The sequence below is a fragment of the Blastocatellia bacterium genome (assembly GCA_025055075.1).
Taxonomy (GTDB): Bacteria; Acidobacteriota; Blastocatellia; order HR10; family HR10; genus HR10.
On the sequence record JANWYV010000035.1, the window covers coordinates 1 to 16,478 of the forward strand.

Sequence of the window (16,478 nt, forward strand, 5' to 3'; positions counted from 1 at the left end):
ATCGAGCCGAAAGCCAAGACGTCGCTCCAACTCCTCTTGGAAACGCTCGGCCGTCCATCCATGTTCGAGGAAGAGGAATTTCAACCGCGCCTTCGCGCGATCCTGCCGCAGAACGTCGCTGTCGCGAAAGATCTCGGCGATCCCGCGCACGACCGGCAAGACTTGCGACCATCGAACGAAGGCGTTCAAGCGAACGCCGAAATGAGGAGCCGTCGAAAGCCCTCCCCCCACGCGCACCGAGAATCCGATCTCGCGCTGCCCATCTGCTCTCATGCGCTCGAGGGCCGTCAACCCGACGTCGTTGATCTCCGGATACGAGCACCAAACCCGACAGCCCGTGATGCAAATCTTGAACTTGCGCGGCAGATTGTAAAACGCGTCGTTCCCCACAAGCAGACGCGTCGCTTGCAGGACCAACGGCGATGCATCGCACACCTCATCGCCATCGATTCCGGCGAGCGGGCAGCCCGTGACGTTGCGCGTGTCATCGCCGCAGGCGCCCATCGTCGTCAATCCCACGCGAAAGAGGCGAAAGAGCACGTCGGGCATGTCCTCGATTCGCACCCAGTGCAATTGAATATTCTGGCGCACGGTGATGTCGGCGAAGCCTCGCGCATAGCGCTCGGCCAATTCCGCGATCGCGCGCACTTGATGCGCGGTGAGCAACCCATTCGGGATCCGAATGCGCACCATGAAATACGGCGTCGCGTGGCCAAAGACGCCACGCCCATCGCCTTGCGTATAGATCCCCCACCATCGGAAATAGGTCTCCAACCATTCGCGCGGGATGGCCTCATGCCCATGCTTCGCGAATCGAAGGATCTCCTCAAGGCACTCCCATGGATTTTTCTCCGCCTTCAGCCGCTCAATCCGCGCGGCTTTGGTCTCCTTGCTCGTTTCCTTTGATCGAACGTCACTCATTGGCGACGCGCCTGCTCCTTTCATTGAGGGGTGCGAGTCTCTCGAATTGGAAGCACGAAGGCAGCCCAATAAGGGGAAGATTCAGCGACGACAGATATCGTCGGCGAGGGCGTTCCCAAACTCCGAAGTCCACGGTCTCGGAGAGATCCGGACCTCGACGCTCATGAGGCGGCGCTCATGTGCTTCGCTTCGCGCCGTCTTCGATTTCCCTCTCCCAAGTCTCACCATGCGCTCCTCCCCACGGCGTGAGTCGGGCGCAAGTATAGTCCAAGCAAGACGACTTTGTCAACGAAAATGTATAGAAACTTGCCACACCCCCGTGTCCCCGCGGCGCACGGGGGCTGACCGCCCTACGGGGCACGCGTCATCAATCGAGGCGATGGACAAGAGGCGAACGTCGCGGCGAGCGCGTGAGGCCCGCTCGCTGAGTGTGGCGTTCCCCTCGCGAGCCGAGGCGAGCGCGCCGTCCCGATGAAGGCCGCGCGCGAGAGAGACGAGCGGCACTCGCCGACTTTCGGATGGTCGTGCGGGAGGCCGATGAGGTGAGGTTCCGATCCGTTGGCCGCGAATCGGGCATCACCGTCGGCGATGGGACGCGAGCCGTGGGAAGTGGGGTCACTCGAAGCGGTCGGCGACGGACCTCGCCGATCGGAAGCTCGGAAGGTTCAGGCGCGAGGACCGCTACGGTCGAGGTCGCCACGAGTACGCCCGCGTGCTCGGCTTGCCCATGAGAGATCGGTTCTCTCGATCCCCCCTCCTTTTGCGACCCCCTCGCACCATTGGGCGGCATCTCGGCACCGGCGGGGAGAACCCACAACTCCACGCGACGATTCAATCGTCGCCGTCCACTCTCGTGGGGGCGCTCGGCGCCGAAGCTTCGGATTCGAATCCGAGCGCGGTCGATCCGACGCTGCCGGATCAGATAATCGGCGGCATTCTGCGCCCGCCTGCGCGCCACATTTGGCCGCTCGGCGCGATCCTGATGACCATCAATGACGAGCGTGGCGCGCGGATCTTGTCGCAGCCGATCGGCCGCATCGTCGAGAATGGCCTTATGCAAATTCGTGATGCGCGCCGCATTCAATTGCGCGAAGAAGAGCGCGGGCAGTCGTATCGGTTCCGGCCGCCTCACGGCGACGACCGTGATCGCGTGCGAACGTTCTGCGATCCCGCCTCGGCCGTCATCCGCCGTCACCGTGATCGTCACCGTAACGGGCGGCCCTCCAGGTCCGACAGTGATCCCCGCCGTATCGAAGGTGATCTCGCTGCCGATGCCCACCCATCGTCCGGCCGTCGCGCTCCAGCGGTAGACGAGCACATCGCCATCGGGATCTTCGACGACGGCGCGAACGCGCAAGAGATCGCCATCGGTGATCTGCCCAGGTACCTGCGGCGTTCCAACGGGCACGACTTCGATGGCCCGAATGACCGGAGGACGATTTGGCGGAGGAGGTGGAGGCGGAGGCGGAGGCGGCGGAGCGGGGGGGGGAGGCGCAGTTACTGTGATCGCGCGCCGATCCGACGCGGTTCCTCCTCGTCCATCCTCAACGCGCGCGATGACGGTGAAGGTACGCGGCGGGGCGCCGGGCGTGGGATTCAACCCCGTCGTATCGAGCACGACGCGATTTCCCGGAGGCACGCCGACGGCCTGCAGCGCTTCGCGCGGGACCGGTGGTTCGATCGTCCACGAGTAGGTGAGCGCATCGTTATCCGGATCGAAGGCGCGCGCTTCCAGGGTCACCCGCTCCCCATCCCGCACTTCGGTGCGATCTGCAAAGAGCGTGACGCTCGGCGCGCGATTCGGCGGTGGCGGCGGCAAGATCGAAGCGCGACGCGCCAGCGCGAAATTGAAGATGAAGCCATTGGCGTCTCTCGAGCTGATGTCGAGCGTGGAGACGCCCACACCGGGTCGGAAGACTGGGATCGTGCGCGCATCGGATTGGTTCAACAGACGGCGCCACCCTCCACCGACCTGCAAGCGTCCCTCATAGCCATAGAAGCGCGCGCCGAGAATCAGATCGGAGGGATTGATCGCGTTCAGACTCGGCGTTCCCGACGCGACGTAGATCGTATTCGCCCATTCGGCGACGAGCACGAGCCATTGCGCCGGCGCGATCTCCACGCCCGCATTGAGCAGAAGCTGATCGCGCCGATCCAGCAGTTTCACCCCACTCAGCTTCGGATCCCCAGAACGGATGTAGCCGATGTTCTGCACGAATCGCAGCCGATGGTTGAGATAATTCTGGCCGGAGATCAGGAGCACGCCGACATCAGTCGCTCCCGAGCTGCGCCCGCGCGCGAGTGCCTCCAAATGTCGCGCCGAGGGCAACCGCAATAAGGCGGCCAAAGCGAGAGGGAAGGCGCCGGAAGGCTCCGTCAGCGCAGCTTTCAAACCGACAGTCACGTCGCCCATGCCGTTGGCCGAGCGCTGCAGGTCGAAGCCCAATTCGCGCGAGAGGAACGTCGCCGGTCCGAAAAAGGGCCATTCGTTGACGAAGCTCGGCCGATCCGCGAGCAAGGCCGGACCGAAGAAACTACCCGGGGGCGGCAGAATCCCTCCAAGCCGCGCGCCACTCAGGGGGAAGAACGCCGCTGCCGTCTCTCGTCCCCCAACCGGCGAACCGAAGGCGACGAAAGGATCTCCGCCGAAGGCCTTTCGCACGCCGTGGAATTGATAGCCCGAGAGGGCGAAGGGCTGTCGCGACGTCACCTGTTGGAAGACGTTCGCCGTCACGAACAGCTCCAGCCGATTCGTCACTCCGAGCGTGAAGCTGACCGGGATTTGATTGATGTCCAGATCGCCCGGATCGCGATCGAAATTACTCCACGACGTGCTGAAGGTATATTCGCCGCGGCGAAGCGTCCGTCCGCTGAGCGTCAGAAAGAGCCCTGTGCTCGTCCCCCCTGTCGTCGTCGAAGCCGTTTGATTGGCCGGTTCAATCGGTCGCGGCTGTTGCGCCAAGCCTTTGCCGAGCGATCCAAATCCCACGCACAGAAGGACGAGCGCACGAACGCGAACTCGCACAGGAGATCGAGCCACCATTTCCCCCTCCCTGAAGACGACGAATCCCCCAACTCTCGCCAGTGCGATGCGAGGACGCTGTGAAGGCTTTTACTGCACATCGCTGGTGAAGAGCGTCAACGTCTCGCGCGCCGTCATGAGAACGGCTGTGGCGACGTTCCTTCGCACGTCAATGTTCACCGTGAGCATGAGCCCATCAGGCCCTCTCCCTATGATGCGAATTTGAGCGCCGTCGCCGACGTTGCGCGCGATCTCCACGATCGTCCCAGTGAAGGTGCGACCGAGACGACCAGCGTGGAACTCGAACGTATTCGTCGCGAGATTGAGGATGAGCCGATTTCCGCTTCGGCGGCTGTCATCCAATCGAACGAGGTTCTGCACGACGACATCCACGGTATCCGGAGCGCTGCTCATCCGTCCATCGCTCACGACGAGCGAGAAAGTGAGGCGAACCGATGTCGCTTCCGTGACGGCGAGATTTGGTGCCGTGAAGCTCGGGCGCGGTGTCGTCGCCCCCGTGAGCGTCACCGTTGGTCCCGCCGTTTGCGTCCAGCGGAACGTGATGCCATCCCCATCGGGATCGAAGCTGCGCGTCCCATCCAGAGTGACGAGCACACCGTCGGGGACAGTTTGATCGGGACCGGCATTGGCGATCGGACGCCGATTGATGGTGATCACGACCGAATCCGGTGCACTGCTCAAACGCCCATCGCTGACGACTAACTCGAACGTCACGGTGACCGGCGGAGGAACGGTCGGAGCGACCACGGGCGCCGTGAACTGCGGGCGAGGCGCCGTCGCATCCGAGAGCGTGACCGACGGGCCAGCTACTTGCCGCCACCGGAACGTGAGGGGATCGCCATCGGGATCACGACTGGCCGTGCCATCGAGCGTGACCGTCGTCCCCTCGTCCACTCGTTGATCCGGTCCAGCGTTGGCGATCGGACGCCGATTGACGGTGATCACGACGAGATCGGGATCACTCTCAACCCGCCCATCGCTCACGATCAGCTCGAACGTGAGACGAATGGGAGGCGGCACAGCCGGATCTACGATCGGAGCTGTGAACCGAGGCTGTGCCGATGTAGGATCCGAGAGCGTGACCGACGGGCCAGCTACTTGCCGCCATCGGAACGTGAGGGGATCGCCATCGGGATCGCGACTGGCCGTGCCATCGAGGACGACCTCTGTGCCTTCATCCACGACTCGATCCGGACCGGCCTCAGCGATCGGCGCGGCATTCACCGGCGCGCACGCCGAGAACTCCGATGTATTCCCCGCAGCATCGGTCGCCGTCGCCGTGATGAATTGGCCGATCGCTGTCACAGGTAACACCGCCGTGAACACGGCCGGATTCGCCACGTCGCCTGTCGCCCGCACGGTGATAGCCCCGATGAACCGCTCCCCTTCTCCGAATCCCGAGGCGTGACAAGCGGCATTGGCGAAGAACTCAATACGGACATCGCCCGCTCGCGCATCGAGTCTTCCAGAGAGGACGAGCCGCCCTGGGCGCTGCACGGCTGCCGCGATCACAGGGAAGTTCTGCAGATCGTTCGGTCCCGCATCAGCATCGCCCGGATCGTTGACCGTCGGGCCATCTCCGCGCAGATCAATCCCGAGCTCACCGTTGTTCCAGATCGAGTTGCCCAGGATGCGGTTCCCGCGCGAACTCCCGCTGATTAGAACGCCGACTCCGCGCTGATGGGCGATGAGATTTCCCTCGCCGGACTCGGTCCCACCGATGAGATTCTCGTTCCCACTGCTGATGACGACGCCGGCCACGCGATTGCCGATCGGAGCCCCGCTCGGGCTCACGCCGATGCGATTCGCTTGCACGATGTTTCGATCCGCGCTCTCGGGCGCGCGAATCCACACGCCATTGCCCACGCTCGCAGCGATGATGTTACCCGTACCTGGTGCTCCCACGCGATTGCCGTTCGCCTCGCTCTCAATCCGCACGCCATCCACATTGGAGAGCGGCGTCTCGCCGTCGGTGGCTGTCCCGATGAAATTCCCTACGATGAGATTGCCCGTCGTCCTCGCTCCGCGCAAGAGAACGCCAATCGTATTCGCGGAGATGACATTTCGAGCCTCGGCGCTCACCCCTCCGATCCGATTCCCGCGCGCGTCCTCGATGAGGAGCACGCCCGTCGTGTTCCCCGCCGGTCCCGTTCCCGCAGCATTTGTCCCAATCAAGCAGCCTTCCACGACATTCTCAGCGCCACCCCGTACCACGATGGCGGCTTGATCCGCACCGGTGAAACGCGAGAGGATGAGCCGCCGCACGATATTCCGATCGCTGGCCAGAACGAGCCCGGAGATGGATACCGCGACTTCGCCGCTCAGGACGATGACCGGACGGTCGCCATTGGTCGCTCCCGTGAAGGCGATCTGACTCGCTCCATCAAGCGTGACGCCGCCCCCTCGAATCTCCGGCAGAGGGCTTCGCAGGCGGATCACGAACGTGCTTCCGGTGAAACCGGGATCCGATGTCGGAATGCGAAAGCGAATCACATCGGGATCCGGGCTGGCGTTCGCCTCCTGCAACGCTTGCCGCAGCGACCCAGGACCATCATCGCTCGTCGTCGTCACAATCAGCTCGTTCGCTGGCGCTGTCGCCAAATGAAAGACGCTCGGGCAGGTCCTTCCTGACATCTCGCGGCTCACGATGAGAAGATCGCCCACCCTATCCTCGGTGAGAGGAAGAACGCCAGCGAGGACGGGCGAGCATCCTGCCGTCAAGGGAACCAAAGACGCCGGCGCGCGCCCTCCGCGAGATCGTGCCGCCGGGCGCTTCTCCTGCAGCAGTCGCTCTCCGTGCCAGACTTCAAGCATCGCCGCCTCGGTCGCAAGGATCACGAGATCGGCCAGGCGATCCGCATCCAGATGAGCGGCCACGAGAGTCTGCGCCGCGCGCGAAAGCGCGATCGAGGTCTTCTCTACGGAAGCACCCCAGACGACGGTCACTTGAAGCCCGGATTCCTCCAAGAGCGCGAGATCCACGCGCCGATTCCCATCGAAATCGCCGATCGCCAGCGCGCGCGCTGAAATCGGAAGCGACATGATGTTGGGGACAGCGAGTCGCTCTCGCGCGAGATTGGAGAAGATCAGCAGCCGATCGCCGCCGAGAATGAGCAAATCGGCACGGGCATCGTCATCCCAATCGGTCGCCATCGCCGAAGTCACCCGCCGGGCGGCGGGCACGGGCAGCGAAGCTCGCTCTTGCACCGAGAGGTCGCGCACGCGCGCGATCTCCCACCGCTTCTCAGCCTCCCCAATCACGAAGAGATCCATCGGGACGCGAATGAGCGGCTGTGCCGAAGGACTGAGAGGAGGACCAACGCGCGGCGCCGACGCCATGACGCGAGGCACGACCGGAAGCGCGATCTCCTGAGGATCAGCGAAACGACCTCGACCATCGCCGAGGAGAATAACCATGCGCGCGGCCGATCCATCGGCGATCGCGATATCCGCATGCCCATCTCCATCGAAATCGCCGGCCTGAAGCACCCTCGGCTCAATCGATATGGTCACAGCGCGCGCGCGCAGGCGATCTGTCTCTCGCACCAACGATCCGCCAAACGACACGACGAGCGCTCCTCCCCATGGCGCGAGAAATCCCGTCACAGCATCCGCTCGTCCGTCTTCGTCGAAATCGGCCGCCGAGAGCGAGAGAGGAACGAGCCATCGCGGCTCGAAGAGCGCGCGAGATCCGCGCTCCCCCTCGACCTCCACCGAGAGCACGCGAGGAATACGCAAGGTTAATGCGGAATCTTGCGGACTCTTCGATCGAAGGGAATCGCGAACCGCGACAGAAGCGCTCTCTGAGAGAGGGACTTCGTAGCGAACTGGGCGAGCACGGATGCGCTCAGTTCCCTCGGGAAGTCCTCGATCGCCTCGGAGCGAGAGCACGAAAATGGCCGCAAGTACCCAACTCCATCGCCTCACGCTGCCCTCCTTGAACTGCTCGAACTGGGACATCCACGTTTGTGTTCACCACGACCACGGCACCCTTCATCGGCGTTCTCTCGCGCACGCGCTTCGTGCTCAACCCTCCGCGAAAGGCCAATCGGCCAAACACGTACGCGGGCATTTTTATTCAATGAACCTCGGCATGTCAAGTGCGATTTTGCTCAAGACGCCTCTCTCCGTATAATATCCGAAGCCCCATCGAGATCATCTCAGGAGGAGGGCAACTGATGCTGACGATCACGCAAATCGCCGTCACGCTGGAGAACAGGCCGGGAGCGCTGCACCGCGTCTGCGCGGCCTTGGCTCAAGCCGGGATCAACATCACGGCCATCTTCGTCCCCGAGGTCAAAGAGAAGGGGAAGGTGCGATTGGTCGTGGAGGACTTGAGTCGAGCGCGCGATGCGCTGCGCGCGGCGCGTATTCGCTTCTCGGAGGAGGAAGCGCTCATCTTCTCGGCCGAGCATCGGCCGGGAGCGCTGGCCGAGATCGCCGAGAAGTTGGCCCAGGCCAAGGTCAACATCAAATACGCCTACGCGACGACGATGCCGGGACAAACGCAAGCGGCCGTCATCCTGGCCGTATCCAACATCGAGAAGGCGCTCGCGGCCATCGGACGGTCGTGAGGCCATCGTTCATCGCGAGCAGTCTTGAGAGCGGAATCACTTCTGGACGCTGGCCGAGGAGTCGTCCGCCCATCCGTAGGAGTAGTTCGGCGATTCGTCCTAGCAACTCCCGTTGAATGTCGCGCTCGATGGACACGATACGCGAAGAAGCCGTCCGCGCAAAGTGAGTGTTTGCTCGCTTGTAGGCGTCTCTATCGAAGGGAACGGTGCTCAGCGGTGTGGGGAAGGTTTAGAAGAAAGCCTCAAGACGCGGCCAGAGGAAATCCCTCGGCCAGGTCCGTGAGGGGTTACCGGGAAAGAGTCCCCGCGGCGGCGCGCATCAGCCGAGGCATCGCCTCCAACGCGGCTAAGACCTCGCTCAAGCGTTCTCCCTCTTCGCTCAACCGATACCACACAGCCACCGGGCGCGTTGGACTCACCTCTCGCCGGATCACGCGCAAGTGCTCCAACTTCTCCAGCTTCTCGCTGAGCACTTTGCGGCTGATCCCAATGAGGCATCGCTGGAGAGCGCTCGGACGCTGCGGCCCCTCTCGCAAGAGCGCGATGATGTCTCGCAACCAACGGCACTTGAGCACTTCGCCTAATAGGGGCAAGGGAACGTCGTATCGCTGACACGTGGAGATGACGCGCAAAAGCTCCCGCCCTCGCTCCGTCAGATGATATTCCGCGCGCCGCGGATATCCCTCGAAGATGAGCGCGCGCACGAACCCATTGCGCTGCAGATCGCGCAGTCGCTCGTAGAGCACCTTGGTTGAGATCCCCGCGATCTCCCGTTTCAACTGCCCGGGGCGCACGACGCCTTCCGCCAAGTGGCGAATGAGAAGTGGCGTCCATTTACATCGCAAGGGCTCCAGCGCGGCCTCCTCCCACATACCTCACCTTTCCGTAACCAAGGCACGAAAAAGTGCCTGATTGACGACCCAACGAGCGATCCTTATCTTAGCATACCTGCCACTGAGGCAGAAGGGCGTTGAACCAGCGCCTGCAAATTCTGACGAGGAGGTCCTGGAAGATGAAACGCACGAAGAGACTCGCATTGTTGATCGCGATGGCCGCCGGGCTCAGCCTGGTCGTGCTCGCCGCGCAAGGCGAGCGATCCGCGCCGCCTCGGCGGACGCCCGCTCGAGGTGACGTCGAGAGTCTCACGCTCCCGAACTATCGGAACTGGACGCACGTCAAGAGCATGGTGATCTTCGATGAGAAGCACCCGCTCTTCCAGTCTTTCGGCGGCATTCACCATATCTACGTGAACGCCATCGGACGGCGGGCGAGTGCGACGGGAGGCCCCTTCCCCGATGGGAGCCAGCTCGTCTTCGTGCTCTACGAGCATGTGAACGAACAAGGGGCTTACGTCGCCGGGAAGAAGAAGGTCGAGGCCATTATGGTCAAAGACCGACGGCGCTTTCCGGAGACAGGCGGATGGGGATTCCAAGCGTTCGATCCGCAGACGCGCAAGCCGCTCATTAAGAACGCCGATGTGAAGTCAGCCTGCTTCGATTGCCACGCCTCGCAAAAGGACAACGATTACGTCTTCTCACGTTTGGTCCCATAAGCTCCGTCGAGCGGAGGGCGAGGACATGGTCGGTGCTGTCCTTGTCCTCCGCGCCATCTGGATGGGCTCCCACTCACGAGCCGCTCGGACGCTCGCTTCCTTGCGCCTTCCCTTGCGCGCGACTACAATTCGACTCGACGATGAAAGGAGCACGCTATGGAACCGCGCGTCGTGCAGGGAGCGTTGCGAGCTGAAGGCCTTCGATTTGCCATCGTCGTGAGTCGGTTCAACGACTTCGTGACGAATCGGCTGCTGAGCGGAGCCTTGGATGCGTTGGAACGACTGGGCGCGGAGGAGAAAAATGTTGTCGTCTACCGAGTACCCGGGTCGTTCGAGCTGCCACTGATGGCCAAGCGGCTCGCCACCAGCGGTCGCTGGGATGCGATCATCTGTCTGGGGACGATCATCCGTGGGGAGACGCCTCACTTCGATTACGTCGCGGCCGAAGCGGCCAAGGGCATCGCGACGGCGGCAATGGAGACCGGCGTGCCCATCGTCTTCGGCGTGATCACCGCTGATACGCTCGAACAGGCGATTGATCGCGCCGGCGCCAAAAGCGGTAACAAGGGGTTCGAGGCGGCGTTGACGGCCGTCGAATTGGCGAACCTCTATCGCGAAGCCTAACGCTTCGATGGGCGCTCGCCCACTGAGGCGATGTTTGACAACTCCGATGGCCTATGGGATCCAGGCGCAAAGCGCGGGAGTCCGCCATGCAGATGCTCTACCAGTATGACGTCGCTCGTCCGCCGATTGACGAATTGCTGGAGACTTACTGGAGCGAACTCCGCCCGGATGTGGACGAGGACGTGCGACGATTCGCGACCTCGCTCGTCGTGGGGACGATCGAACACTTGGAGACGATTGACCGGCTGCTCGCCAGTCGAGCCGAACATTGGCGAATCGAGCGCATGGCCACTGTAGATCGCAACATCCTGCGACTGGCCGTGTATGAACTGCTTTACGAGACGGAGACGCCGAAGGTCGTCATCATCAACGAAGCCATCGAGATCGCTCGTCGGTATTCGACCTACGAGGCGACGCAATTCATCAACGGCCTCCTGGATGCGATTCGACGACACTTGGAGGCCGCTTCGCCCCAAGGGCCCCGTGATCTCGTGTCTCCGACGACCGTGGATTCTCCATCTTGGCATTGGGACGAGGACGAACCGTGATGAAGCTCCTCACTCTCATCCTCACCCTTGGCGCTTTCGGCGCCGCCCTGTGGCTTTGCGATGATGGGCGCGCGCTCGGACAATCTGGTCGGGTCAGCGCGCCAAAGACCGAGTCAAAGGAAGAGCGCTCGGAGTCCCCGGAAGTGAAAAGCTCACGACTGGTCCTGGGGCTCATGAAGCGCGAGGAGATGCACGCCTGTGGGCTCACGAAGTTGTCGGAGGAGGAGCTTGACCGACTCGATCGCTGGATCCTGCAGCTCATGCTGACGATGAGTGCGTTGCCGACGGGAGAGCTTCGCCCCCGTTCGCTCGCTGAGGAGGGCTCCCGCGATCTGCAGCGACAGCAGATGGAGCTTGAGCTGAACGATTTGCGACAGCGACTGACGGAGATCCGACAGGCGAGCGCGCAACTGTTGCTCGATCTCTCTCGCGCGCGCCTGGCGGCGCAGCGACGCGACGCGCTGAGCGTGGAAACCTTCCTTTTCTCAGCCGAGGGCAGCGCCATGCGCATTCAGCGCGCCGCACAGTGAGCGCCGTTCAGAGCGGCATGAGCCACAGAGGAAGTCCTCGCAGCGCCGCTAGTAGAACGGCATCTTCTGGCACGCGCCTCCACTCACTGAAGAGCCGCGCCAGGAGCCCACGCTTCTTGGGCGTCGCCTCGACGACGACGGGTTCGCCAACGATCCCCGCCATCTCTGCAGCCAACTCGATAGCGCGCTGCACATTCCCCAACTCGTCCACGAGTCCATAAGCTTTGGCCTGTTGTCCGGTGAAGATACGACCATCGGCGAAGGTCCGCACTTGCGCCGACGTCAGCCCGCGCCCGCAAGCGACAGCTTCCACGAACTGCGCGTAGGTATCGTCAATGACCTCCTGCAGCAGCGCGCGTTCTTCTTCCGTCAACGGACGGAAGGTCGAAAGCGCGTCCTTGTACGGACCGGATTTGATGACCTCCGTTTCGACGCCGAGCTTCTGATAGAGCCCGCGCAGATTGTTCGTCTTCAGAACGACGCCGATCGAGCCAGTGATCGTCCCGGGATTGGCGACGATCTTCTCGCAGGCGACGGCGACGTAAACGCCTCCTGAAGCTGCGACGTCACCGAGCGAAGCGACGACTGGGATCTTCCGACGCTCGCGCACTCGACGAATCGCACGATGGATCTCCTGACAAGCACCCACGGTGCCTCCTGGGCTATTGATCCGCACGACGAGGGCGCGAGCTTTCATCGCTTCGGCGCGCTCCAAGGCTGCCAGGATCTGCTCCCGCGAGGCTCCGAAGGGCGTGTCCGTGATGATCCCCTCGATCGAGACGAGGGCGACGCGATTTTTCTTCCTCCGACGGCGGAAGGGCCACATCCTCATCCTCCCCAATATCCCCAGCCGACTTTCATGTTCGGCAAAAGGGACGTTGGAAGCGAATTCGCGAGCAAGGCGCTCAGCAGCGTGTGCGAGGCCGCGAGCGCCAAGAGATTCGGCTCCCGCTGGAATGTCCGCGCCCACACATATCCCCCGAGGAACGTTCCCACGACGAGAACGGGATTCGGCAGATGCAAGGTCGCGAAAATCGTGGCGACCCACAACGCCGTTCGGTTCCCCTTCCCCCACAGATCCTGCAGGCGCCGATGGATGAAGCCCTGAAGCGCGTACTGTTGGACGAGCGCCCATGGAGGCAGCGTCCGCAGATGGAAGAGGAACCGTTCTCCGAGATTCACGCTCTCGAATGCGAGTCCAATGGCCAGGATCCCGAGCGCGGCGGCTCCCGTCGGCAACGCCAAGAGTTGCAGCGCGCGCCCGAGGTTATCTACGCGCAGGCCGATCTCCCGCAGCCCATCGCCGTGGGTGACGTTGGACACGAAAGCAACCGAGAACGCGAGCACCGAGAGCCAGAAATTCGTTCGCCAAAATGTCACTCGATCCTCGATGAGCAGTGGCGTCACCCACATGATGACGAGAACAGGCAGCAACCCAAGGGCGATCTCGATCAGCGGATGAAGCCCCGACGACCGCATCGCTCTGCTCCAAAGGTCGAACGTTCGAGGACTCTGCTTCCTCATGGAAACGTTCGCTCGCGCGCCGATTCGGAAGCCGCGACAAGCACGCGAGGCACGCGCGCGCTGATCCCGCAGGTGATCTCGTAAGAGATCGTCCCGCACAGCTCGGCCAACTCCTCGGCCGTGATGCGCTGGTCGTTGGCCTGGCCAATCAAAATCACTTCATCCCCCACGCGCGCGTCGGAGACGTCTGTCACATCCACGAGCGTCCAATCCATGCTCACGCGCCCAACGATCGGAGCGAATCGCCCGCGCACGAGGACGCGCCCGCGATTGGAGAGCGCTCGCCGATAGCCGTCATGATACCCGATCGGCAGCGTAGCGATGCGGCTGCGACGCTGGGTGACGAACGCGCTCCCATAGCCGAGCGGCGTCCCGGCTTCCACTTCTTTGAGGAAGACGATGCGCGTGTGGAGGGAGAGGACGGGCTGCAGCGCATCCTCTCCCGTCGGGGTCTCCACGACGATCTCCGCGCGCGATGACGATGCGGATTGGCACGGACCACTCCAGAGACCGTAGAGCAATCCGCCCGGACGCACCATGTTCCCCCACGCTTCTGGATACGCGCGCACGCCCGCGCTATTGGCCAGATGCCGATAGGTCGGGCGAAATCCCCACGCTTCGACCGTTCGCACGGCTTCGTGAAAGCGCGCGATCTGCGCGCGCGTGAATTCGGCCCGATCCGGATCATCGGCCGCTGCGAAATGCGTCATGAGTCCATCCAAGCGCACATGGTGCAATCGCTCGAAGGCCCTCAGGACGGTCTCCAATTCCCGAAGTGGGACACCGGTGCGCCCCATCCCCGTATCCACCTCCAGATGCACGTCGAGGACGCGTTGATGCGCGCGCGCGCATGCGTCGAGCCGTTCGAGCTGAGCCACATCGAAGACGACCGGCGTCAACCGATATTCGAGCACGAGGGCTTCTTGTCCCTGAGCGATGCCGAAGCAGAGGATCGGGCGCGCAATACCAGCTTCTCGCAGCGCGATTCCCTCCTCCACCACAGCGACGCCGAACCAATCCGCCCCCACCGATTCCAGAGAGCGAGCGATGGCCACGGCCCCATGTCCATATGCCTCGGCTTTGACGACGGCGCAGATCTTCACTCGCTCGCCCACGCGGGCTCGAATCACTCGGAAGTTGTGCGCGAGGCGATCCATGTGGATCTCTGCCCACGTGGGCCGAGAGGCAGTGGGAAGGCGCTCAAGCGTCGTGATCGGCATATCTCTCTTCCCCTCTTTACGCGCATCCGCTCGCGTTCTCTCGCGAATCGTTCCCGAAGCTCGTGCAGAGGCATTCACAGCGGAGGTTTGTGCGAGAACGGAAAGGCTTGCTCATAGGCGTGCGCGGCGCGCAACAGCATCTCCTCCTCGAAATGGCGCGCGTGCAGTTGCAACCCGATTGGCAAGCCCTCGCGCGAGAGCCCTATGGGAATGCTGATGGCTGGGATCCCCGCCAGATTCGCCATGATCGTGTAGATGTCCGAGAGATACATCGCCAACGGATCCTCGGTCTTCTCCCCCAAGCGGAAAGCGACGGTCGGAGAGGTCGGCCCGATGATGAGATCGCATCGCGTGAAGGCCTCGCGGAAATCGCGCTCGATGAGCGTGCGCACCTTCAGCGCCTTGAGATAATAGGCATCGTAATACCCGGCCGAGAGGACATACGTGCCGAGCATGATGCGCCGCTTCACCTCGGCGCCGAATCCTTCGTTGCGCGTGCGGCGATACATCTCGCGAAGCGTCCTCGCGCCTTCGGCGCGATACCCATAGCGCACGCCGTCATATCGAGCCAGATTCGAAGAGGCTTCGGCCGTCGCGATGATGTAGTAGCACGCGATGGCATACTCGGTGTGCGGCAACCGCACTTCGACGATCTCCGCGCCGAGATCAGCGAACCGATCAATCGCCTGCCCCACGGCGGCCCTCACGTCCTCAGCCAATCCCGGGCCGAAATATTCCCTCGGCACGCCAAGGCGCAAGCCCTTGATCTCCTCGCCGAGCGCGGCCAGATAATCCGGCACCGGATGATTCGAAGATGTCGAATCGCGCGGATCGCGCCCAGCGATGACCTGCAGCACGCGCGCGGCATCGGCGACGGTCTTCGTGATCGGCCCGATTTGATCGAGCGATGATCCATAGGCGACCAAGCCATAGCGCGAGACCCGCCCATAGGTCGGCTTCACTCCCACGACTCCGCAGAAAGCCGCTGGAAGACGAACCGATCCCCCCGTATCCGAGCCGAGCGCGACGACGCAGAGATCGGCGGCCACGGCCGCGCCCGATCCTCCCGATGAACCGCCCGGCACACGTTCGGCATCCCAAGGATTTCGCACGATGCCGAACGCCGAATTCTCATTCGAAGAGCCCATGGCGAACTCATCGCAATTGGTCTTGCCGATGATGATCGCTCCGGCCTCGAGCAATCGCTCGACAGCCGTCGCATTGTATGGGGGGATGAAGTTGTAGAGGATCTTCGACGCGCACGTCGTCCGCAGCCCTCGCGTGCAGATGTTGTCCTTGATCGCGACGGGAACGCCCGTGAGAGGCCGCAATGGTTCGCCGCGCGCGAGGTCGCGATCCAGTTCCTCCGCCCGTCGGAGTGCCTCATCGCGATTGACAGTGAGGAAAGCGCCGAGCTGTGGATCGAGCGCCTCAATGCGCTCGAGCGTCCGCCGACACACTTCAGTCACGCTCGTCGTCCGCGCCCGCAATGCCTCATGCAGCCGATCAATCGTCAATCCGACGATCTCCATCATCCCTCCTCGATCACCCTGGGGACGCGGAAATAGCCCCGCGCCGGATCAGGGGCATTCGCCAACGCCAATTCCGACCCAAGTCCTTCGCCGACGACATCGTCGCGTTGCGCGTAATCGGCGCGCTCATCTCGACCGGCGTGCGCCATCGGCGGCACATCGGTGGTATCGAGCTCATTCAGCTTCTCGACATAGGCGACGATGGCCGCCAATTGGACGGTGAACCGCTCCTTCTCTTCCTCGGTGAGTTCCAGATGAGCCAGCTCCGCGATCTTCTCGACGTCTCGTTTAGTGATCGGCATGTAAAGCCCCTCCAGCCTTGATTTGCGACGTTCAATAATAACGCGATCGTTGGGGCGCGACCAGGGCGATGCCGTTTCCTGTTCGTCCTCGCGCTCAATGAGCGAATG

Annotated in this window: 14 protein-coding genes; 5 read left to right on the top strand and 9 right to left on the bottom strand. The window is 62.8% G+C overall.

Going from position 1 to position 16,478, the window contains the following annotated elements:
* From NZ746_09210 to NZ746_09220, 3 genes are all read right to left on the bottom strand, one after another.
* Window positions 1–921 (bottom strand): nitrite reductase (locus tag NZ746_09210; protein ID MCS6817546.1); only part of this gene is annotated, 921 nt, incomplete at its 3' end.
* 367 nt (window positions 922–1,288) lie between these two features.
* Complete coding sequence (locus NZ746_09215) at window positions 1,289–3,964, bottom strand: OmpA family protein (protein ID MCS6817547.1); 2,676 nt, start codon at window positions 3,962–3,964, stop codon at window positions 1,289–1,291.
* 69 nt (window positions 3,965–4,033) lie between these two features.
* Window positions 4,034–7,891 (bottom strand): PKD domain-containing protein, encoded by a 3,858-nt coding sequence (locus NZ746_09220; protein MCS6817548.1) that lies wholly within the window; start codon window positions 7,889–7,891, stop codon window positions 4,034–4,036.
* Between the two features lie 251 nt (window positions 7,892–8,142).
* Between NZ746_09220 and NZ746_09225 the strand changes: the two genes are divergently transcribed.
* Window positions 8,143–8,538, top strand: a complete 396-nt coding sequence (locus NZ746_09225) for an ACT domain-containing protein (GenBank protein MCS6817549.1) — start codon at window positions 8,143–8,145, stop codon at window positions 8,536–8,538.
* A 287-nt stretch (window positions 8,539–8,825) separates the two neighbouring features.
* On the opposite strand, the gene NZ746_09230 is transcribed toward NZ746_09225, so the two are convergent.
* Window positions 8,826–9,410 carry a winged helix-turn-helix transcriptional regulator gene (locus NZ746_09230; protein ID MCS6817550.1) on the bottom strand — a complete coding sequence of 195 codons (585 nt, stop codon included), beginning with the start codon at window positions 9,408–9,410 and terminating at the stop codon, window positions 8,826–8,828.
* A gap of 140 nt (window positions 9,411–9,550) precedes the next feature.
* On the opposite strand from NZ746_09230, the gene NZ746_09235 reads away from it, so the two are divergent.
* From NZ746_09235 to NZ746_09250, 4 genes are all read left to right on the top strand, one after another.
* A complete protein-coding gene (locus NZ746_09235; GenBank protein MCS6817551.1) occupies window positions 9,551–10,090 on the top strand; it encodes a cytochrome P460 family protein in 540 nt (179 codons plus the stop codon).
* A 156-nt stretch (window positions 10,091–10,246) separates the two neighbouring features.
* Window positions 10,247–10,714, top strand: a complete 468-nt coding sequence (gene ribE / locus NZ746_09240; GenBank protein MCS6817552.1) for a 6,7-dimethyl-8-ribityllumazine synthase — start codon at window positions 10,247–10,249, stop codon at window positions 10,712–10,714.
* A gap of 53 nt (window positions 10,715–10,767) precedes the next feature.
* Window positions 10,768–11,262, top strand: a complete 495-nt coding sequence (gene nusB / locus NZ746_09245; protein MCS6817553.1) for a transcription antitermination factor NusB — start codon at window positions 10,768–10,770, stop codon at window positions 11,260–11,262.
* Window positions 11,262–11,792, top strand: a complete 531-nt coding sequence (locus NZ746_09250) for a hypothetical protein (protein ID MCS6817554.1) — start codon at window positions 11,262–11,264, stop codon at window positions 11,790–11,792. Before nusB ends, NZ746_09250 begins: the two co-directional genes overlap by 1 nt.
* Window positions 11,793–11,799: 7 nt before the next feature.
* Here the strand turns inward: NZ746_09250 and sppA are convergent, their stop codons facing one another.
* The 5 genes from sppA to gatC all read right to left on the bottom strand — a co-directional run bounded on the left by sppA (window position 11,800) and on the right by gatC (window position 16,370).
* Window positions 11,800–12,624, bottom strand: a complete 825-nt coding sequence (gene sppA, locus NZ746_09255) for a signal peptide peptidase SppA (GenBank protein ID MCS6817555.1) — start codon at window positions 12,622–12,624, stop codon at window positions 11,800–11,802.
* Window positions 12,621–13,271 carry a hypothetical protein gene (locus NZ746_09260; protein ID MCS6817556.1) on the bottom strand — a complete coding sequence of 217 codons (651 nt, stop codon included), beginning with the start codon at window positions 13,269–13,271 and terminating at the stop codon, window positions 12,621–12,623. The genes sppA and NZ746_09260 overlap by 4 nt, the downstream gene beginning before the upstream one ends.
* Window positions 13,272–13,312: 41 nt before the next feature.
* On the bottom strand, window positions 13,313–14,536 hold the full coding sequence (gene alr, locus NZ746_09265) for an alanine racemase (GenBank protein MCS6817557.1): 1,224 nt from the start codon (window positions 14,534–14,536) through the stop codon (window positions 13,313–13,315).
* Between the two features lie 74 nt (window positions 14,537–14,610).
* Window positions 14,611–16,068, bottom strand: coding sequence for an Asp-tRNA(Asn)/Glu-tRNA(Gln) amidotransferase subunit GatA (gene gatA / locus NZ746_09270; GenBank protein ID MCS6817558.1), 1,458 nt, complete (start codon window positions 16,066–16,068; stop codon window positions 14,611–14,613).
* Window positions 16,068–16,370, bottom strand: a complete 303-nt coding sequence (gene gatC, locus NZ746_09275; GenBank protein MCS6817559.1) for an Asp-tRNA(Asn)/Glu-tRNA(Gln) amidotransferase subunit GatC — start codon at window positions 16,368–16,370, stop codon at window positions 16,068–16,070. The genes gatA and gatC overlap by 1 nt, the downstream gene beginning before the upstream one ends.
* Window positions 16,371–16,478 lie beyond the last annotated feature (108 nt).